18 protein-coding genes and 1 riboswitch are annotated in these 21,811 nt (G+C 36.3%); of the genes, 2 read left to right on the top strand and 16 right to left on the bottom strand.

Features of this window, described 5'->3' with window-relative positions:
* Positions 1–148: 148 nt before the first annotated feature.
* A complete protein-coding gene (locus tag HUW50_RS05140) occupies positions 149–1,249 on the top strand; it encodes a GerAB/ArcD/ProY family transporter (protein ID WP_066329805.1) in 1,101 nt (366 codons plus the stop codon).
* 123 nt (positions 1,250–1,372) lie between these two features.
* Here HUW50_RS05140 and HUW50_RS05145 read toward each other — a convergent pair whose 3' ends face one another.
* The 16 genes from HUW50_RS05145 to HUW50_RS05220 all read right to left on the bottom strand — a co-directional run bounded on the left by HUW50_RS05145 (position 1,373) and on the right by HUW50_RS05220 (position 20,007).
* Positions 1,373–1,777 carry a GNAT family N-acetyltransferase gene (locus tag HUW50_RS05145; protein ID WP_157094340.1) on the bottom strand — a complete coding sequence of 135 codons (405 nt, stop codon included), beginning with the start codon at positions 1,775–1,777 and terminating at the stop codon, positions 1,373–1,375.
* A 174-nt stretch (positions 1,778–1,951) separates the two neighbouring features.
* Complete coding sequence (locus HUW50_RS05150; RefSeq protein WP_066329798.1) at positions 1,952–2,476, bottom strand: type 1 glutamine amidotransferase domain-containing protein; 525 nt, start codon at positions 2,474–2,476, stop codon at positions 1,952–1,954.
* A gap of 166 nt (positions 2,477–2,642) precedes the next feature.
* Positions 2,643–3,587 carry a DNA-binding transcriptional repressor DeoR gene (locus HUW50_RS05155; protein ID WP_066329797.1) on the bottom strand — a complete coding sequence of 315 codons (945 nt, stop codon included), beginning with the start codon at positions 3,585–3,587 and terminating at the stop codon, positions 2,643–2,645.
* Positions 3,588–3,911: 324 nt separating this feature from the next.
* Complete coding sequence (gene tkt / locus HUW50_RS05160; RefSeq protein WP_066329791.1) at positions 3,912–5,924, bottom strand: transketolase; 2,013 nt, start codon at positions 5,922–5,924, stop codon at positions 3,912–3,914.
* Positions 5,924–6,808, bottom strand: a complete 885-nt coding sequence (locus HUW50_RS05165) for a 6-phosphofructokinase (RefSeq protein ID WP_066329790.1) — start codon at positions 6,806–6,808, stop codon at positions 5,924–5,926. Before HUW50_RS05165 ends, tkt begins: the two co-directional genes overlap by 1 nt.
* 224 nt (positions 6,809–7,032) lie before the next feature.
* On the bottom strand, positions 7,033–8,160 hold the full coding sequence (locus HUW50_RS05170) for a histidine kinase N-terminal domain-containing protein (RefSeq protein WP_066329789.1): 1,128 nt from the start codon (positions 8,158–8,160) through the stop codon (positions 7,033–7,035).
* Positions 8,161–8,351: 191 nt separating this feature from the next.
* Complete coding sequence (locus HUW50_RS05175) at positions 8,352–9,041, bottom strand: ECF transporter S component (RefSeq protein ID WP_396652619.1); 690 nt, start codon at positions 9,039–9,041, stop codon at positions 8,352–8,354.
* On the bottom strand, positions 9,020–10,669 hold the full coding sequence (locus HUW50_RS05180; RefSeq protein WP_185653746.1) for an ABC transporter ATP-binding protein: 1,650 nt from the start codon (positions 10,667–10,669) through the stop codon (positions 9,020–9,022). The genes HUW50_RS05175 and HUW50_RS05180 overlap by 22 nt, the downstream gene beginning before the upstream one ends.
* Positions 10,642–11,529, bottom strand: a complete 888-nt coding sequence (locus tag HUW50_RS05185; RefSeq protein WP_066329775.1) for an energy-coupling factor transporter transmembrane component T — start codon at positions 11,527–11,529, stop codon at positions 10,642–10,644. Before HUW50_RS05185 ends, HUW50_RS05180 begins: the two co-directional genes overlap by 28 nt.
* A complete protein-coding gene (locus HUW50_RS05190) occupies positions 11,529–12,374 on the bottom strand; it encodes a DUF4430 domain-containing protein (protein ID WP_066329774.1) in 846 nt (281 codons plus the stop codon). The genes HUW50_RS05185 and HUW50_RS05190 overlap by 1 nt, the downstream gene beginning before the upstream one ends.
* 285 nt (positions 12,375–12,659) lie before the next feature.
* Positions 12,660–14,675 (bottom strand): DUF4430 domain-containing protein, encoded by a 2,016-nt coding sequence (locus tag HUW50_RS05195; RefSeq protein WP_066329772.1) that lies wholly within the window; start codon positions 14,673–14,675, stop codon positions 12,660–12,662.
* 213 nt (positions 14,676–14,888) lie between these two features.
* Positions 14,889–15,077: riboswitch (cobalamin riboswitch) on the bottom strand.
* Positions 15,078–15,195: 118 nt separating this feature from the next.
* Complete coding sequence (rpmG, locus tag HUW50_RS05200; RefSeq protein ID WP_066329771.1) at positions 15,196–15,345, bottom strand: 50S ribosomal protein L33; 150 nt, start codon at positions 15,343–15,345, stop codon at positions 15,196–15,198.
* A 45-nt stretch (positions 15,346–15,390) separates the two neighbouring features.
* Entirely contained in the window at positions 15,391–16,581 is a 1,191-nt protein-coding gene (locus HUW50_RS05205) for a GTP-binding protein (RefSeq protein WP_066329769.1), read from the bottom strand.
* Positions 16,582–16,969: 388 nt separating this feature from the next.
* Entirely contained in the window at positions 16,970–18,268 is a 1,299-nt protein-coding gene (locus HUW50_RS05210) for a C40 family peptidase (protein ID WP_066329767.1), read from the bottom strand.
* Positions 18,269–18,712: 444 nt separating this feature from the next.
* Positions 18,713–19,297, bottom strand: a complete 585-nt coding sequence (gene clpP / locus HUW50_RS05215; RefSeq protein ID WP_066329765.1) for an ATP-dependent Clp endopeptidase proteolytic subunit ClpP — start codon at positions 19,295–19,297, stop codon at positions 18,713–18,715.
* 29 nt (positions 19,298–19,326) lie between these two features.
* Positions 19,327–20,007, bottom strand: coding sequence for a sigma-70 family RNA polymerase sigma factor (locus tag HUW50_RS05220; RefSeq protein ID WP_066329760.1), 681 nt, complete (start codon positions 20,005–20,007; stop codon positions 19,327–19,329).
* 337 nt (positions 20,008–20,344) lie between these two features.
* On the opposite strand from HUW50_RS05220, the gene HUW50_RS05225 reads away from it, so the two are divergent.
* Positions 20,345–21,811, top strand: coding sequence for a potassium/proton antiporter (locus tag HUW50_RS05225; protein WP_157094339.1), 1,467 nt, complete (start codon positions 20,345–20,347; stop codon positions 21,809–21,811).

Consider the following 21,811-nt stretch of genomic DNA (forward strand, 5'->3'; position numbering starts at 1 on the left):
AGTAAGCGCCAATTGTTATATCAAATATTACGAATATCCAGAAACTCAGATACCTGTTGCATAATGCATTGTAATACTGGGATATAATAACAGAATCAAAGTCAATGTTTAGATTTAGAATAATTCGAAAACCTTTATGGTGATAAAAATGAAGCAGGAAAAAATAAGTGCACTCCAACTTTTTTATGTGATCATTGGTTTTGAAATAGGAAATACAATGATATTTGGGATTGGATCAGGAGCAAAGCAGGATGCTTGGATAGCAATTGGAGCAGGCATGTTATGCGGTCTGATATTAATGTTCGTCTATACTAAATTATCTGATTATTATCCTGATGATACTATAATCCAGATGATCCCTAAAATTATTGGTAAGTATCTTGCATACCCAGTAATTTTAATTTATATCCTTTATTTTACTTTTCTCGCCTCAACTGCTTGCCGAGATTTTGGGGAGCTGATTGTCTCATCGATCTTAGTTGAAACCCCAATTGTTATCATTATAGGGAGTTTTATGGTGTTGATGATTTATTGCCTAAGAGGTGGTGTTGAGACGTTTGGACGTATGGGGGAAGTAGTCTTTCCAGTTTATATGATGGCAACCATAGTCGTTTGGTTGCTTTTATTAAGTGTGGAAGAATTCAGCCTTAATAACCTTACTCCTGTATTAGGTAATGGTGTAAAACCAGTATTAAAAGAAGTTTTCCCTTATACGATCACTTTCCCATTTGGTGAAACCATCATTATTACAATGTTTTTTCCTATTTTGAATAAAAAAAAGAACACCAAGTTGGTAGGTATAGCGGTAATTTTGATTGGGGGTATTTTGTTAACCATAAATTCAATTTTGAACATCTCAGTTTTAGGTCCAGAAGTTTATGCCAACCAGCTATTCCCACTTCTTGCATCTACAAAACAAGTTTCTATTGCCGATTTTCTTGAACGATTTGATGCATTAATCATTTTACTGATTGTATCAGGTGTATTTTTTAAGGTAGGTGGGTGGACGTACGGTGCTTCTGTAGGTATTTCTCAATTATTTAACATAAAGGATAACCGCTCAATATTACTATCAATGGGTACAATTATTATTCCTTTATCACTCTTATATGGTAATGATTTTATTAAAGCTATAGAGGTTGGTAAAGAATTCATTACGATCTATTTACATATCCCATTACAAATTATTGTACCAATACTATTGTTATGTATCGCCTTTATCCGTAAAAAGTTTAATGCAAAAGTTTAATGCCATTCTCACACTTTTAGAGAATGGCTTTTTAATGGGACTCAATTTATATATTAAGACCTGAGTACTCAATATATAAAAGTTGAACATATCTTTACTTTTGCATCTATCTTATTCCATGTTTTATCTTTTTCTTGCAATTTTAAAGCCATTGTCGATTTCATTAAAGCCGATTCGCGGATAATATTTCATTGCTTCTTGTGAAGCTAATAATAATAATGCTACTTCTTCTCCTAATTCATCCTTTACCAAGGAGATAAGTTCTTTACCAATCCCATTTTTCTGATAGTTTTTATTAACTGCTAAGTCAGATAAATAGCAGCAATAGCTAAAATCCGTAATCGCCCTGGCAATCCCAACTAACTGATTACCATCCCATGCTGAAATGAGGATGTCTGCGTGCTCGATCATTCGTCCGAGTCTTGGTAGATCATCTACTGGCCGTTTTATTCCAGATGCTCTGAAAACCGATGATAATTCCAGAGCGTTTATTTCCGCATTAACTTTATAGGTTATTTGTACAGTCATAATCATTCTCCTTCTTAAAAGTATTTATTACCGAAATAATAATTAGCTGTTCAGTATTTTCATGGGAAGATAACGAAAAAAATAGACCTCTAAATTTACAGAAGAGTATTCCTTTGAATGAATACATACCATGCATTAGAGGTCAGTATTATAGAATTATGTTAACTACCTTTATTACTTTCCTTCACAAACTTCAATAAAGGCTTTCATATAATCGGGAAGATCTGGTGGACGTCTACTTGAAATCAGATGGCCGTCGACAACAACCGCTTCGTCTAGCCACTTAGCCCCTGCATTTTCCATATCATCACGAATTCCAGGTGTGCTTGTTACGGTTTTACCATTCAATATTTTAGCAGAGATTAAAACCCATCCTGCATGACAAATCTGTCCGATTGGTTTCTTTTTCTCTTCCATATGTTGCACAATGTCAATTACCTCTTTAAACCTGCGAAGCTTATCTGGAGCCCATCCTCCTGGAACTAGCAAGGCATCATATACGCTTGGGTCAATATCTTGAAATGCATAATCAGATTTAGCTGGTACACCATATTTCCCTTTATATGTATATCCTGCATCTTCTCCTGCTAAATCAACGATTGCCCCTTCTTCACGTAAGCGATGGATCGGATACCATAGCTCTAAATCTTCAAAATCCTCATGAACGAAGCTTAATACCTTTTTACCTACTAATTTCATTTAATTCGCTCCCCCTTGAATTTTCTTTAATCTTAACTTAACCCATGTAGCAGGGAAATACAAATTGTTTGAATATAATCACTTTGCAATTCTTAACATAATTTATAAGCCGGTGCTGTTCCTTTTTCTACTAAAAAGCCATAAAGGTCATTTTCAACCTCTATGGCTAATATTCCATATCAACTAATAAACTTGCAGTATGCTCGTCAGTTATTAATACATTTGCATACTTGCCTTTTAATGCACCATATATGGCTTCAAGTTTTTTCGGTCCACCCGCTACAAGAATTGATTTCTCCTTTTTAGCTAGTTCATGAAGCTCAATTCCAATCGTGCGATTATTTAAATTCTCTACACAAATTTCCCCATTTTTATCAAAAAATCTTGAGCATATTTCACCAGCAGCTTTTGATTGAATTAAGTGTTTATCTTCCTCTGAGAAATATTCTGCTTGTAATAAAACCGAATCAACTACAGGAGTTCCAACACTAAAAATAGCAATGTTTGCTTGTTTACCTAAGTCAAGAATTTTTCGGATATGTCGATCAGCTTCTATCGCTTGCTTTACTACAATATGGTCAACAATTGCTGGTAACGGTAACAAAAAGGTTTGTGTATGAAATGCTTCACCGAATAAATGAATAATTTCAGAAGCATAGGTCTTTGTTTCTGAATGACTCACCCCACCATTTAACTGGACAACTGTTGTATGACTAATTGGCTTTGGCTTTAACTTTGTAGCTAGCTCATAAACAGTCGTTCCCCAGGATGTAGCAATGACATCATGATCTTTAACAATTTTATTTAAATAGCTTGCTGCTGTCTCTCCTAAATGCCGTTTAATTAACGTATTGTCATACTCTGAAACTGAGGCAACTACAACTTCCTTCAGGGAAAACTTATCCTTTAACCTTTCAGATAATAGCTCGCCAGCTTCAACAGGATTATGAATTTTTATCTCGACAATTCCAGAATCCTTTGCTTGCTTTAATAATCTTGAAACAGTTGGTCTTGACACATCTAATTTTTTTGCAATCTCTTGCTGGCTATAATCTAATTGGTAGTAGAGCCTTGCGACTTCAATTATTTTATTAAGCTTGTCCTTTTCCATTTACACAGCACCTAAATTATAATAATTTGATTGACCCTTTTAAAATAAAGGCTGACTCGCCAAACTTTGTTGCTTTTAAAATAGCATTGGGTTGGTTGATTGCAGCGAGAGGATGCTCGCTTTCCGTGGGGCGGGCGATGAGCCTCCTCAGCGTGAAGCGCCTGCGGGGTCTCATCTGTCCCGCTACTCCCACAGGAGTCTCGCACCTTCTGCACCAATCAACCTAATCAGTTTTGTTCAAAAACAACAATCTTTTAGAAAAGAGCCGCAATAAAAGAGAGAGGCTGACAAAATTACGTATACGTCAGCCTCTTAATATTCCTATTATGCTTCAATAAGTTTCTTCACACGAGCAACAACGTTATCAACAGTAAAACCGTATTCAGCTAAAATTTTACTTTCTGGAGCAGACGCACCAAAGGTATTAATCGCTAAAATATCGCCTTCGTCACCTGTGTAACGGTCCCAACCAAGTGGTGAAGCCATTTCGATTGCTAAACGTTTCTTCACTTCTTTAGGAAGAACAGAACGTTTGTATTCATCAGACTGAGCTTCAAAACGATTCCATGCTGGCATACTTACAACAGCCGCTTCAATTCCCTCTGTAGCTAATACTGCTTGAGCTTCAACAGCAAGACCAACCTCTGATCCTGATGCTAATAGAAGAACATCTGCTGTTTCTTTACCTGCAGGAGAGATTACATACGCACCTTTTTGAACACCTTCATAGGCAGTTTCTTTTGTATTTTTTATTGTTTTTAAGTTTTGACGAGTTAATACTAGTGCAGTTGGAGTTGAAGTTGATTCAATTGCACTTTTCCAAGCTGCAGCCGTTTCGTTACCATCTGCTGGACGAACTACAGATAGGTTAGGCATTGCACGCAATGATGCAAGCTGTTCGATTGGCTCATGTGTTGGTCCATCTTCACCAACAGCAATACTATCATGTGTAAAGACATATGTTACAGGTAGATTCATTAAAGCTGCTAAACGTATTGCAGGGCGTAAGTAATCAGAGAATACAAAGAATGTACCACCAAATGCGTGTAGTCCGCCATGTAGTGCCATACCATTTAAAGCAGCACCCATCGCAAATTCACGCACACCGAACCAAATGTTGCGTCCACCGTAATTCGCACTTGAGAAATCTCCTGCACCACTAATTGTTGTTTTATTAGAACCAGCTAAGTCTGCTGAACCACCAAAGAATGATGGAAGGTTTTTCGCAATTCCATTTAATACTTCACCAGAAGATGCACGTGAAGCTAGACTTGACCCTTCTTCATATACTGGAATATCCTTATCCCAACCTTCAGGAAGCTCACCGCTAATTGCAGTTTTGAATTGTGTCGCAAGCTCTGGAAAATCTTTTTCATATGCTGCTACTAATTCATTCCACTCGTTTTCTTTCGCTGCTCCTGCTTCTTTAACTGTTTTATTAAAGTGATCATATACTTCACTTGGAACATGGAAATCTTCTTCAAATGTCCAGTTATACGCTTCTTTCGTTAATTTGATTTCATCTGCACCAAGTGGAGAACCGTGTGAAGCAGATTTACCAGATTTATTAGGAGAACCGTATCCAATTGTTGTTCTAACTTCGATCAATGTTGGACGATCTAAATCTTGCTTCGACTGTTCAATCGCATTTGAAATTTCGTTCAGATCATTTCCGTCTTCAACACGGATGACTTGCCATCCTTGTGCAGTAAAACGTTGCTCTACATTTTCAGAGAATGATTTGTGTAAATCACCATCTAATGAAATGTCATTTGAATCATAAAGAACAACAAGACGGCCTAATTTTAAATGAGCTGCTAATGAAGCTGCTTCTGAAGAAATACCTTCCATTAAGTCCCCATCACCACAGATTGCATATGTGAAATGATCAACAACATTGTAAGATGGCTTGTTGTAAGTCTCTGCCAAGTGACGCTCAGCCATTGCCATACCTACTGCCATCGCAATTCCTTGTCCTAATGGACCAGTTGTTGCATCAACACCTGCAGTGTGACCGTACTCTGGGTGACCTGGAGTTTTACTACCCCATTGTCTAAATGATTTTAAATCGTCAATCGTTAAGTCATGACCAGTTAAATGGAGTAAGCTGTATAAAAGCATTGATCCATGACCTGCAGAAAGAACAAAACGATCACGATTAAACCAGCTTGGATTTGATGGGCTGATATTCATAAATTTTGTCCAAAGAGTGTAAGCCATTGGTGCTGCACCCATCGGCATTCCAGGATGTCCTGAATTTGCTTTTTCAATTGCATCAATAGATAATGTACGAATTGTTTCAATTGATAACTTTTCTGTTTGTGTTAATTCACTCATTATTTTGTAACCTCCGAGATTTTATTTGTTTGTGTATACATTACTTGATTGTCTTGAATAACTAATTGACCTGAAGGCTGATCAGATAAACTCCAATCAACTACTGCCTTTTTCAATTGATTAGCAATAAGTCTGTCTAATGCGGTAGGATATGGTCCTCCGCATTGGGATTCATCGATCTCAACTATTTTCCAATCAAGATCAAATTCTTCAAAGTGTACTTCTAATTTAACCGGATCCACTGTGTGGTCCATCAATAAGAAAGTATACCCTTCTTTATTCGCTTCTTTCTTCCTAATATGCTGTTTTATGTAAGCAATTTCTTCCTCGTTAGCATTTGTCACAACTTCTGCTTCAACTGCTAATGCTGAATTCAGCAATAAGTTGGATGAGCCAAATCCAGGAATTTGCACATTAAATACTCTCACTTTTCCATATGATAATGAACTAGCAGTATCTCTAACACTTTCAATATTTTTAACTATAGAGTTTAATGCAGTATCATACCCTAAGGTTGATTGCGATCCATCTACATTATTAAAAATACTTACTGGCACGTGTAATTGCTTCGGTGAAGATTGATTAATTTCAACTTCACTTCCACCTAAAAAAATAATTTTATTCAATTTTGATAGCTTATTTGCTATTTCTTGGGATCGTTCATTCCAAATATCAATAGGAAAACTACGTAATACACAGCTATCTGATCCTAAATTTGCTGTTATGCCCTCAGTTTTTAATTCTCTGAGCTCTATATCTTTTGACATTCGATTGCATTCGATTGCATATATCGTTTTCTCTTGTCTGGATAGTCCTTCTATAAGGGTACGAACGATCTGAGCTGTACCTGCTGAAGCCCAACCAAAATGAACTACACCTATCATCTACGTTACCCCCTTTAGAAAGAAATTTCGTTCACTACTAACTGAACATTTGTTACATTGATTAGTATACATGATATGAAGAAAAAGATAAATACATAAAAACACTAATTTTCAAAAAACTTATTAGGATTAGGAAATTCACTCACTGAACACAAAGAACGACCACACATTTGTAGTGGTCGTTCTTATTATAAGCATGTTCGTCATATCCTATTAATATTAAATCACACCATTGGTAACCTAATAATAAATGACGTAGACTCTTGATTTGATTCACAGTTTATCAAGCCTTTATGCTTTTCAATTAGTGTTTTACATACGTATAGTCCTATACCAGTTCCTAAACTTTTCGTCGTATAAAAGGGTTCAAATATAGCCTCCTTCATTTCAACAGGAATTTCAGGACCATTATTAGTGATTGTAAATACAATTGATTCTTGTTTATTTTCACAAGAAATTGCCAATTGACGGTTGGATGATCTATGCTTTAATGCATCTATTGAATTTAAAATTATATTAACTAGAACTTGTTTCACTTCATCTTTTACTGCGATAATTTTACAGGTTGAGTCTATGTTTGTTTTAACGTCCACATCACCATCAACGATACTCGGGTATAAAAATGAAAGAATTTCATTAAATAAGTCTTCCATCTTGATTTCTTCTTGATGTTTATCAACAATCTCAAGTCTAGACGCATGTAGGAATTGTGTAATCCTAAATTTTAACTGATCGAGTTCATGCTCTATTGTTTCCATGTATTTAAGAGAGGGGTTTTCCATCTTTAAAAGCTTAATAAAGCCTATTACTGCTGTTAGAGGATTTCTAAACTCATGAACAAAGCTCGAGGACATTTGACCAAGGAGGGATAATCGATCTTTGTGAGATTGGTTGATAAATACCACCTTTTCCTTTAAATCTAAATCTTTTAATTCTGTGTATCTTGTTACAGCATGGTAGCAAAAGCGATCAAACTGTTCATTAATATTATCAATGATAGGTTGTAAATCCGTAATAGTTATACCTGATTTAGTAACGTATTTTATGACTGCACTTCTTCCTAAATTAACATTATAGACAAATTCCCCAATATTGCTGTTACTTAAAGCACGCTCCTTTGCCACCTTATAAGCAAGCTCTTTTACTTCTTCGTCCAATACAGATTGTGTAATGGAACGTTTAATTAACATATACATTTGGTAACCATTTTGCGTGACATTTTCCTTATAAATATCTTCTTCATGTATGATGATACTTTCTTCCCATAATGTCAGAAAAGCTTCTTCAGCCTCTTCAAGGAATTGAATCAATTTTTCTTTTGTTAAAACCTCTGATTCAGATGCTAAACTCAAATAATACCACCACTTTCATTGTTTCAGATATTTAGTAATAAATTTAGACAAAACTTGATAAAAACCTTCTTTATTTTTTTTGAATTTCAAATTTATTTTTCGAAAAATATATTTTATATTACAAATGACTAAAACTAAACGGTAATTAGTTCCATCAAAAAAGTGTTAGCCCTACCTAGTGAGCTAACACTTTATCCATCCAATAACCCATATTTTTTTCTAAAACGCTGTAAAATTTTAATCCAGCTGTTTGCAAAAACGATTAAGAAAAATACATTAGATAACGCGTGTGCTAAGTCAAAATACATGCTCGCCCCATAATAAGCGATAATCTCCGCAAATTTAACTTGATCACCTAAACTTACAAAGTACCATAAATTCATTACCCAGCCGAATAATATCCCGCTGAAAAACCCAAATATTATCCTACCAAATGACTTCTTTATCAACCAAGTATTTCGTAAAAAACCGGCAACCAGCCCAATCATTCCCCATGCATACATTTGCCAAGGAGTCCATGGTCCCTGACCTAAAAATAGATTTGAAACTAGTGCAGCAAGCGCTCCTACAACAAAGCCACTTTCCGCTCCAAAAGCGATACCTGTAACAATAATGACAAAGGTTGTCGGCTGGACACTTGGAATCGATGCAAAAGGGACACGGCTAACTGCTGCAATCGCTGCTAAAACTGCAAGAATAACTAGCTCCCGACCAGCAACCTTTCTCCTCTCAAAGCGAATGATAAAAGGGACAAAGGTCAATGTCATAAACAACAAACTTACTAGTAAAAAATGTTGGTTAGCAATTAGTGGTGTGGCTACTAAAATAACACTAACTATGACAACTATTGATAAAAGGATTACTCGTGAACGCGCCAAGATCTCCGAGCCTCCTCTACTGTTAAAACATCTGGAACATCGCTTCCTCTTGTAATACGATTAATAACTGTAGTATAAAATGCATTCCCTTGAAAAAAACTCTTCGAAGGGGCTTCAATCGTGATCGAACCTTGAAACATCATCGCACATCGTGTTGCATACTTTGCAGCAAATTCAATGTCATGGGTAACCATAACAATTGTAAGCCCCTGCTTTTGTAACGATTGTAACAGATCTCCAAATCGTTGTTTTGCTTCGGGATCAAGCCCCTTTGTTGGTTCATCAACTAAAAGAAGCTTAGGCTGCGGAAGCAAAACACCAGCAAGTGCCGCTTTTTGTAATTCCCCGCCACTCAAATCATATGGGTGTCGATTTCTTAAGTCCCTCATTTGAAAAATAGATAAAAGTTCTTTGATTCTCTCATCACCGGAATCAATTTGACGAAAGTTTATGATTTCTTTTAGTTCAGCTTCAATTGTATCTTGGATAAAAAACAACTTTGGATTTTGTGGGAGATAACCAATTTCTTCAGGAAGCTGTTTCTTTACCTTTTTTCCCTTATATATAACTGAACCACGTTGCGCCTTTTCAAGTCCTGCCATGATCTTTAATAACGTTGATTTTCCAGTTCCATTCGCACCCACTATTGAAAGCCATTCCCCTTCATTAATAGTTAATGACAAATTATTCAATATCTTGTCAGTCTCTTTCGAGTATTGGAAATCAATCTGTCTTAACTTTAAAAGCTCCTTATTATCATGATCATTTCGTTCATCTGTATTGATTCCTTCAATCCGATGCTGCTTCAACCAATGCTTGCCTTCTTTAACCGATAATGGGATTGCCTCACTAATGATGTTTGAAGTGTGTTCAATATATAATCGTGCAGCACTAGGTAAATAATTGTACATAGCATGATTTAGATCTTGACTAAGAGTATGAATAACCCGTTTAGGAATATCAAAAGCAATAATCTCACCCTTATCCAAGACAATTGTCCGATCTGCTATCGCAAATAGCTCCTCTAATCGATGCTCTGCAATAATGACAGTAATGCCAAATTCTTCATTCATCGTCTTCAGCATACTAATAAATTCTCTAGCTGCCACCGGGTCCAATTGTGCCGTCGGTTCGTCGAGCAACAACAATTTAGGCTCTAGTAATAGCACAGAAGCTAAATTCACTAACTGCTTTTGTCCTCCAGAAAGCTCATGTGTCTTCCGATTAAGTAATCCTTCTAAACCAAAAAAGTGAACGATTTCTGCAACACGTTTTCTCATTTCTTCAGTCGTCGCACCCATATTTTCCATACCAAATATAAGCTCTTCTAACACTTTATCCATAACAATTTGATTTTCAGGATCCTGAAAAACCATTCCCACTTCTTTTGCCATTTGCTCAAGTGGTGCAGTGGATAGCGACTCCTTGTTGAGGAAGAATTCACCTACTCTTTTCCCATGTGGAGCAATTTCACGTTTCATTAACCTTAAAAGCGTTGATTTCCCACTTCCAGAAGGGCCACAAAGCACAATAAACTCACCTTGTTCGATTGTAAAAGAAACATCCTTAAGCACACATTGCTTTTCTTCAGGATATGTAAAGCTTATATGCTTCGCTTCCAAGAATGCCATAGTACAACCTCCTTTGCCTCTATAATAAGTGGTGAACCAATAAACACCATAAATATGCTCAAGTAAAACCACTCTCTACCTTGGATATACATTGTTTCTAATACTGGATAAACACTTAAAACTCCATCACCTAACCACCAACCTACAACAGCAATTGCAGCAACAATTAGCAGATAAATAATGGCTAGCCAATCCCTTAAAACCATTTTATATGGTGTGTATTTGCTTCTTTTCTTAACCCCATATCCCCGTGCTGCCATTGAGTCAGCTGTTTGAATAGCCTCCTCAAGAGACCAGGTTAATAAAATTTGTACAAGTAAAATTCCATTTTTAGCTCTAGTTCTTAGTTTTCCCTCAGTTACAGAGAGTCCCTTTCCTTTTTGGACTGTTTCAATTTCCCTTAACCTTCTTCTTAAAAGAGGGACAAATCTCATCGAAAGCATTGCTAATAACGCCCATTGAGGCAGCCATCTCGAAAATAAGAATAAAAATTTATCAGCTGTAATAACAAGATTATAAGAAGTGAATAAGATCATAATCGTAAAAATTGATAATGCCGAGATCACACCTTGAATGATCGCTTCCAGCATAATAGGGTTACTGTACAAGTAAAATAAAATATGTGTACCGCGGTGGTTGACTAGGGGATTAATGATCAAGAAAAACAAAGCAAGGAAAGTTAGCATAATCATCCAACTTTTTAAGGTCTTCCCTTTATCTAACCGAAAATTAAATAAAATGAGCAAAATTGCTCCAACAAGTAAAAACACCGGATGCTTATAAAGCATGACCAGTGCAGTCGCTCCAACATAATAAATTAAACTAACGAATGGATGAAAAGAATGGATTCCTCTCGTCATTATTTACCATCCTCTTCATAATCTGAAGTGTAGATCCACTGAATAGAGTCACCACTTTTCACTTGAACAGCACCAGAACTTCTGTCTAATTTGGCGCCATTACGTTTGACTGTCCAACCACTTAAAGGCCCGTGATCAAATTCAAATAGGTTGGCGATTCCCTCTACATACGCCCCTGATCCGCCACCAGTAACACTGATAGGAATACCTTTTTGTTTAAGAATTTTTGTTGTAATATCCAAAACCGTATTCCCTTCTTCCATTTCTACCTTTGTTGATGAAAGAATTGTCCCTTTTTGTTGATCTCCCACAATTGAAATGGTAACAGTTTGTTTTGGTGCTTCCTTTTTTGGTGGTGTAGCTGTTTGTTCTTTTTCTTTTTCTGTCTCTGTTTGATTAGAACTTTGTTCATTTGTTGTGATTTTTTTCTCAGCTATTGTTTGCGTTTTTTGTGTAGTAATTGACGTCTTATTTGTTACTGTTTCTTCTTTTTCCGTTGTAATTGTTTGATTGGTTGAAGATTCTGTTGTTGACTTTTGAGCTGTTGATTCCTTGGTCGGTTCCTTTGGTTCCTCTTTCGTTGTTACTACTGTATCTGAATCATCACTCGAATCATTTGTGGTTGATGTGCTCTCAGTAGATTCCTGTTGTTCTTGTTTTGATTGTTCCGCTTGTACCTCTATAGTTGTGGTTTCTTCCTTTTGCTCAACCTGAGCTTCTGAAGTAGTTTGCTCTACATTTGTTGTTTTTTCTTCAGCAATTGGTACCACTTCATCTTTTTCACAACCTGATAAAATTAAAATAACTGATAAAATAGCAATAATTATCACTTTATACATCCGCATTATAAGTACCTCCAATCATTTATTAATTTAATTCTAAGAATGCTACACCAAAAGCGCAAGCGCCCGTTTAGCGACGTATGGACTGGACTGAGCCGTAGTAGATAAAGGAAACACGAAGAGCGATAGCGATTCGATGTTGACTTATCGTACAGAGGTGAGGGAAGTCCACTAGTCGCTGGGCGCTGGAGCTGGATGCCAAGCGCTTATCCACAGTACAAGAATTTTATAGTTTCCTAAACAACAGGAAAACGCCCCTCCAATTTGGAGAGGGCATTTTTTTGCGCTTTAGACTTTATTTGTTTGACGTCTATTTGAATAAACAAGAACTGTCGAACCAATCACTAGTAAAGTACCACCCGCTGCTAATAAATTAAATAGTGGGGTAGCTGTGTTTGGAAGAGGTTGCCCTTTTACTATTTCTTGAGCACTTTCCTTTTTATTTACTACTGTAGTAGCTTCTGATTTTGTTTCTGGTTGTTTTACTTCGTTCAACGATTCCTCAATTTCAGCTGTTTTTTCTGGTGTTGGCGTTACTTCATTATCAACGATTTCATCAGAATCTACGACTACTTTTGGTTTACTAAATCGATAAATCGAACCTTTATCTGTTAAGAGATAATCATATGCAGTTAACGCTAACAGAGCTTGAGTACTCGCCATCGTGTTAGTATCACCACCGCTTAGATGAGCAAAACCACCGTCTGACTGCTTAAATGTAAGAAGATGCTGAATAAGATTAACGCCTGTTGAAGCTCCTGAATCAAGGCTCGCAACAACCAGGTCTCCTGCTTGCTTGGTGAATCTCTCATCGGTTGGATCCACACCAACAGATGCTAAACCAATGATGACCTGTGCAGTTGTTTCACTAGCGTCACCACCATTTGTATCATCACTAAACCCACCATTGCTATCTTGGACACTAGAGAACCATTCGACTGCTTTATTGATAGCAGCTTGTACATTCTCCTGTTCTTTGTATGGTGCTAATGCTGCAAGCGCCATTCCAGTAATGTCCACACTAGGAGATGTACCAAATAGGGACCAGCCGCCCTTATTAAGCTGTTGATCAAGTAAATAGTTTACAAGTTTTTCTCTTGTCCATTTTGCATCACTTGGTATTTCATAGTTTCCACTATCATATGCTAGCAGTGCATAGATTACACCATTATTACCTTGTTTTATCATCCGCTCATTCGAGTGAATTTTTTCAACTAGATTGTATCCTGCGAAGTTCGTAGGATCAATTCCAGCTGCCGTTAATCCAATTACAAACCGCTCATAATCTGTTACATTTCGATAAATGCCTTCTTTTTCTATGATATCCTCTTTTAATCTATCAATATATTCTTGAGGTACATCTCCTCCAACAACTTCAAGAGCTATTGCAGTAAAATCGTCATTTATAGCTTTCTTTGATAAATATTGTTTCGTTGATTGAACAGCAGTTCTTACTTGTTCTAGCGTGACTGGAGTTTGATCTGGTTTTGGTTCTTCTGTCCCAGTATCATCTTCTGGTGTTTCACCATCTGTTACAGGTTGCTCATCTTCACCAGTTTCATCCGGTGGAGGTCCCCATGATTCTACAACAAGCTTTAAATGGTCCCCATTTTTAACAATAGTAGAAGTAATCCCTTCTTGCATGTATTCGTCATTTAAGTATGTGCTCCAGTAATCATAGTCACCTAATTCAACCTTGCCGATGTTATTTACATAGGCAAAAAATTCAGAATCAATGGATGTATCTACACTAACTTCTGCCGTTTTACCAGCTAGTTTTAAAGCATCGTATGCACTTGATCCATTCACAACTGATACCGTTTCTCTGAATACTACATTTTTATTTTTGTCGACCGCAGAAACTGTTATATCAACTGTTTCGGCTGGATAACTAATCACTTTAAAAAGTAGGCTATCTCCCTTTTCTACAACATAACTTGATGCTCCAACCTGTGCTCCTTCACCATTAATCATAAAGCCCCAATAATGATCACCTTCTGGAATAACAGACCCAATACTATTGATAAATGCTCCAAAATTAGGATCCTCACCATAGTCTAGAATAACGTCCTGTTCCTCTGTAACTTCTTTTAATAAATCAAAAGCTGTTTCACCTTCTTCAATCTCCACTGCAGTCAAAGGCAATATCTTATTTCCATCTTTATCTACTGCTGAAATTGTTGCACCATTTGTTAATACTGCTGCATCAACCTGCTGAGGGAAAAATGATAAAACTTGAAAAAGAACTAATAAGGTAATAGAAAATAAAGCTATACCTCGTTTTGACAAATTTCGTTTGTTCAAAGTAAAAAGCCCCCTAATTATGTTTTTCTTTCTATAAGAATAAAAGCACGAGAGTTACGATACCTTGCGCGCTTATCCAAAGTAGGATTCTGTGTACCTAAAAAATAAAAAAACACATCACTATACAGAGATGTGTGCTTGTCACAGGGTAAAAAAACAGTAAAGTACATATGTATACCTGTGCTCAAACACCATCCCTATCCTCGTAAGTTTTGGTGATTAAAAAAACAGGCAGGTCTCCTGGCTCATGATCAACACTCTTTTACAACCTTCCCATTATGAACAGTGGCATAATGCAAAGAGCTCCCATTTACAGTGGCGGGACCGCGCCGGATTGTTCACCGGTCTTCCCTTTTCATGATAGACTTACTAGATCTATCAACCTATTTTTATCGTATTTAGTTACATTTAAGATTACTTAATAATAGTCTAGTATAAAAAGGGTGTCAATATTCGTCTCTTTCTCAATTTAAAAAAGGCACTCCCAGGACCAAACCCCTGGAGTACCTTTCCTGACTAATTATTTTGTTTCTCGATGCAATGTATGTTTTTTTAATCGTGGGCAGTACTTCATTCTTTCAATTCTATCTGGATTATTTCGTTTATTTTTTGTTGTTATATAATTTCGATCCCCGGTTTCAGTACACGCTAATATTATATTTATTCTCATTTTATTTCCTCCTAATAAAAAATTTAGTTTGATTTTCTTACGAATCTAAATAGCAACGGTAAATGAAGGTATTGGGTCAATAAACGTTGACCAATCTTGATTCATTTCTTCATCCGTTAATAAGCAATGATCTAGTGATTCCTCAACTTCAACACGATTCATATCAATACCAATCATAACGAGCTCTGTCATACGATCACCATATTTATCATCCCACTTTTCTAATAGTTCAGGTTCCTCTATTAGAACTTGTTGTTGTTCCTGCTGAGAATAAGTTGCGATCCACGCTCCTGCTCCCTGTATAATAATAGAGGGTCCTGCCTGAGAAAGTAATCCAGTCATATCATTTCGAGAGGCTAACCAAAAGAATCCTTTGGCACGGACAACATCAACTGGCCAATCCTCAAGCCAAGCCATCAATCTTTCAGGGTGGAATGGTCGTTTACGCTTGTATACGAATGAAGAAATGCCGAACTCTTCTGTTTCTGGCGTATGTTCTGTCATAAGCTCTTGTATCCATCCGGCAGCTTGACTTGCTTTCTCAAAATTAAACAGGTGGGTATTTAATATTTCGTTAATGTCGACCTTAGAAAACACACTTTCTACCACTTTCGCCTCAGGATTTAATTTTTTAATAACTCTCTTTAATTCGTCAATATCTTCCCTATGGACTAAATCTGTTTTATTCAAAACAATTATATTTGCAAATTCTATTTGATCGATTAACAGATCAACGACTTCCCTCGTATCTGTTTCATCAGTTGCTAGCTTTCGATCCAAAAGTGTCTCTCCAGAAGCAAAATCGTACCAAAAGCGGTTTGCATCTACTACCGTAATCATTGCATCTAATTTACATAGCTCTGATAGATTGATCCCGAGCTCTTCATCCACATATGTAAATGTTTGTGCTACTGGAACAGGCTCTGAAATACCTGTTGATTCAATGACAAGATTGTCAATATCTCCTTGCTTTACAAGCTTCTCAACTTCAAAAATTAAATCTTCGCGCAATGTACAACAAATACAACCATTTTGTAGCTCGACTAGCTTTTCCTCTGTCTGAGAAAAACCACCCTGTTTAATTAATGAGGCATCAATATTTACCTCGCTCATATCATTTACAATTACTGCAACTCGCTTATTTTCTCTGTTAGCTAAAATATGATTTAATAAAGTTGTTTTTCCAGATCCTAAATAACCACTTAAGACTGTTACTGGTATTTTCTTTTTTCTCATTTGAACCCTTCTTTCTAGATCGTTATTATTACGATTTAAAGTCTGTATTTTTCCTACCTATTTATTACGCACAACTGCTATCCTTAATTATGTGTAATTGGTCGTAATTAAATATCTTGTGGCAACATCACAAACAGTAATAATTACGATTTAAATTTTATAATAATATTGGTTCTTTTGCAAGCACCACTTTAGATTAAAGACATAGTAACCTTGCTATCATTCTCTTTAGGAGTAGACAATAATGCCTAATCTTACCTCCATCCTGATCTAATTAAAATTACATGCGCGAAATATTTATATTCTATGTTTAGCAAGCTATTTAAATGGGAATTAAAAAATTAAGACAAAAAAGAGCTGACTCATTTATGCCAGCTCTAATCAAAACTTATAAATTTACGCGCACAACACGTCCATTAAATTTCTCTGCCCAATAACCACTACTCATATTAGCGATTGCTACACCAGTTGAACTTTGAGAACCGATGAATTTACCACCGCCAACATAAATACCAACATGGCCATCTGTTTTATAAGTATTAAAGAAAACAAGATCTCCAGGTTGCATATTACTTCTTGAAACTTGAGTTCCTGCGTGCTTTAATGAATCCGTATTACCACCTAAGCTAACTCCAACTGTTGAAAAGGCCCAATTTACAAAACCTGAACAGTCAAATCTTCCATTTGCTATATCGGAAGAAGATCTACCGCCACCAAATACATAGACAGAGTTACCAATATATTTATAACCTGCGCGAATCAAGTCGTTAACAGTACCATTTGGATTTACAGGTGTTGAAGCAACAGTTTTATTGCTGCTTGTAGATTTTTTTGAGCTTGATGTTGAATTAGAGTTTGAGTTTGCTTTTGAATTAGAGCTTTCTCCATTAGTTCCACTTGTTAACTCTACAGATGTTGATGCTGAGGTTTCTGCTTGAGCTAAGCTTTGTTGGACACTAGACTCTTGTAATGCAAGATTACTATCTTGCTGTTGCATGCTAGCTTTAGCAGCTAATGTTGCTGATTCTTCACTCTTAAGCTGTTCTTTTAATTGATCATTTTGTTCCTTTTGCTCAAGAACAAGAGCTTGCATACCTTCTAATTCTGTTTTCATCTCTGTTAGTTCTGCAAGTCTTTTTACCTTTGCAGCTTGTGTTTCCTTTAAGGTAGCTTGGTCTTCCTCATGCTGCTTTATAAGATCACTGTCTGCTTCTGCAATTTTCCCGACTGCAATCGCACGGTTAACAAAATCACTGAAACTAGAAGAACCAACTAATACGTCAAAATAGTCAACATTTCCACCACTATGTTGATATGCAATAGCACGTTGTTTTAATATTTCTGTTCTATTTTTAATTGTCTCTTCTAAAACTGCGATTTCATTTTGCATTTTGCTAATTTCTTCATTAGCAACAGTTATGTCTTTTTTCGTTTGTTCCATTTTAGTGTTGTTATCTGCAATCGCCTGATCAACACGTTCAATTTGCTCATTTAACTTAGCAAGTTCTTTCTGAACATCATTTAGCTCTTGCTCAGCGTTTTCAATTTTCTCTTGAACTTGTGTGCGCTGTTGCTGAATTTCAGATAAGCTCTCCGCTGTTTCAGCTTTAGCTGAAGGAATAGCAAATGAACTGCCTAATCCAATCATGACTGCTAAACTCATGACTAGTAGTTTCTTTTTCGACATTTCTCTTCCCCTACTTTCAAATCTTATATGTATGAATACTAATTCTATATATCTATTTATCTTCAATACATTAAAAAATTATCATACTTTTTACTTATTTAGCCACAATAAGTAGTATATCATCAAAAAGTGACAAAATCATGTTGTTAATATTACAATTATATTTCAAATATAACAAAAGACCCTTTTTTTCTACTATAAAACCCACAAACTATACTCTAACATATATCAAAATCTATTTCTAGGACCTATTAGTCATGTAAATAAAAGGGGCAAATACCCTAGTTTTTACTAGTTCTAGCATCGTAAAACCAGTACTCACGGGCCAAAGTGCAAAACTAGGAAGACAGGATGTTTGTTTTTAGTATCCTTATATCTAAGAGGCTGGAGTTGTAATAATAAAAAAAGACGATTCCAAATAAGATGGAATCGCCTCTATTACCTTTATTTAGTTGGATTGAGAACCGCATCAATTATCCCATACTCCACTGCTTCTTTTGCACTCATAAAATAATCCCGTTCTGTATCAATTCTTATCTTTTCAATTGGCTGGCCGGTGATATCTGCATACAAATTGTTCACATGTTCTTTCAGCTTTAGTATACGCCTTGCTGTAATTTCGATATCTGTCGCTTGCCCTTTTGCTCCACCTAAAGGCTGGTGTATCATGATTTCACTATTTGGCAAAGCATAGCGTTTACCTTTTGTACCTGCTAAAAGCAAGGTAGCACCGAATGAAGCTGCCATTCCTGTACAAATTGTTCTTATATCAGGTTTTATATATTGCATCGTATCGAAAATTGCAAACCCTGCAGATGTAGAGCCACCTGGACTATTGATATATAATGAAATATCCTTTTCTGGATCGTCGGCAGCTAAAAATAACATTTGTGCAACAATACTATTAGCTACCTGATCATTAATCTCATCTCCAAGCATGATAATCCGGTCCTTTAAAAGTCTCGAATAAATATCATATGAACGTTCCCCTCGATTTGATTGGTCAATAACATATGGAATTGTTGTCATTGTAAAACCCTCCTTATCATTGTTTCAAATTAAGCAGCCATGCAAAGTCCACTTGAAGGAGAGAGTGTTTTTGAAGGTACAGGAGCAACAGCTTCCTTCATTAAAGAGTGAAATGTCGGGATGTTACGAATTAGTGCTGTTGGGTCCTGCAGTGTTAGAGCTTCGTAGAAAAGTTCTGAAAGCAATTGTTCTTCTTCTTTTTCCCAGATTAGCGTCAAGCCGTTCCCCCCATTATTTTCAATCCGCTTTCTCAAGCGATGAAGAATCGACTTGACCGCCATTTCAGTTGTTCCAAGAATATTAGCAATTTCAGAGGACCGATAGCAAAAAGCCTCTTTCAGAAAGAGAATCACTGCTTGCTTTGGAGTGAAATGTTTGACTAAATACTGCACGATGTCAAAGGCATCTTCAACTGTACGTTCATACTTTGCCTCGTTATATGTTATATCGGATTCAAGCGTCTCCTTTTTTCTCTTACGAACAGTATCAATCCAATGATTATAAGCAATTCTTTTAAGCAAAGCAGGTGAGATCAATTCAGTCTTTTGACCGTACGCTTCAATTGCCTTCATCACCGTTTCTTGGGCGATATCCTCACCATCCCAGCTACTATTTGTTAGAAATCGGCAATATGCAACCAGCGCTGGAATATAGTCTTCGATCTTTACACGTGCCCTGAGTTTTAATTCTTTCATTACATTACTTTGCATTCCATTCACTCCTTTAAACACTCTCAGTTATATAACGAATAAGGTGGCAAAAAAAGATATGGGGTCATTTATATTTTTATAGCTCCGTTAAACTTGGTTGTTGATTTACGCTTTGGTGTTCGCTTTCCGCGGGCGGTACGGGAGCCTTACCGTATCCGTTCCAATCAACAAAGTGCCAAAATCAACAATGAGATTTAACAGAGCCATTTTTATAAATTAATTATTACTTGTATATAACCACATGATTAATTCCATCATATGTAACTTGTTTGATACATTTTAATCAAGGGTATTGTTTTTAAAAACTCCCATTTTCATTTAACCTTAGGAGGCCAAAATGCTGGAACATTTCGAAACAGATTATCTAATTTTACTCCTGTCACTGCTTTTATTATTAGGAGTTATTACAACAAAATTCTCTACTAAAATCGGCGTTCCTGCTCTTGTGTTGTTTATCGGGTTAGGAATGGTTATGGGTAGTGATGGATTAAACATTATCTATTTTAGCGATGTGAAAATTGCCCAAATTATTGGGATTATAGCGTTAGTCATAATCCTATTTGAAGGAGGACTAAAAACGAGATGGAGTTCTGTTAAGAAGGTCGCTGCCCCATCTCTATCATTAGCAACAATTGGTGTCCTAATTACGACTTTAATTACTGCTATAGGAGCAAAAGTGATTTTTGAAATGGACTGGCTCGAGTCTTTTTTGATTGGAGCAATTGTGGGTTCAACAGATGCAGCAGCAGTATTTGCGATCTTAGCAGGACAAAATGTGAAAGAAAAACTTACTTCTGTATTAGAAGCTGAATCAGGAACAAACGATCCTATGGCCATGTTTTTAACCATATCCACAATCCAGTTACTGACTTCTGATGACGCTAATATCGTCATGCTGATTTTATCATTTTTCTGGCAAATGAGCATCGGGCTTCTTCTTGGTTACGGACTTGGTTGGCTAGCCTCAAAATCAATTAATAAAATCAATTTAGACTTTAACGGGTTATACCCTGTTTTTACTTTAGTATTCGCGATCCTTTCATATAGTGTCACTTCTATGCTTAACGCAAGCGGGCTTTTTGCTGTTTATGTAACTGCACTTGTAATCGGCAATAAAGATCTTACATATCGAAACTCAATTTTGCGATTTCATTCAGGATTGGCTTGGATGATGCAAATTTTAATGTTTATTATTCTCGGTTTATTAGTTTCCCCTTCTCAGTTATTTGATTTGGATTTAATTTGGAGAGCTTTGCTTTTATCAGTGATTCTTATTGTGATCGCACGCCCTGCAGCTGTATATGCTGCACTATCATACTTTCCATTTTCTTCAAAGGAATTACTTTTTATATCATGGGCAGGATTACGTGGAGCTGTCCCAATTGTACTTGCAACCTTTCCATTCATTGATGGCGTGGAAAATAGTCATATTATCTTTCATATTGTTTTCTTCGTTGTCTTAACTTCAGCCCTTGTGCAAGGATCTACTATTCCATTAGTTGCAAAAAAGCTTGGACTTACTGAACCAGAAAAGGATATTTCACCTGATTTACTTGAAGTCATTTCACTGAGCAAGGTAAATGCAGAATTAATTGAATACATTGTTAGTCAAAAATGCAGTTTGTTAAATAAGGAAGTGAAGGATATTACGTTTCCTGAAAAGGTATGGGTGAATGCCCTTATTAGGAACAAGGACCTTTTGCCACCCAGTGAGGATTTAACGATTAAAAAGGATGATATATTGTATATTCTTGCTGATAAGAAGAGTATTCCTGATTTGAAGGAGTTGCTGAATGTTGAATGA

The organism is Metabacillus sp. KUDC1714 (assembly GCF_014217835.1).
Taxonomy (GTDB): domain Bacteria; phylum Bacillota; class Bacilli; order Bacillales; family Bacillaceae; genus Metabacillus; species Metabacillus rhizosphaerae.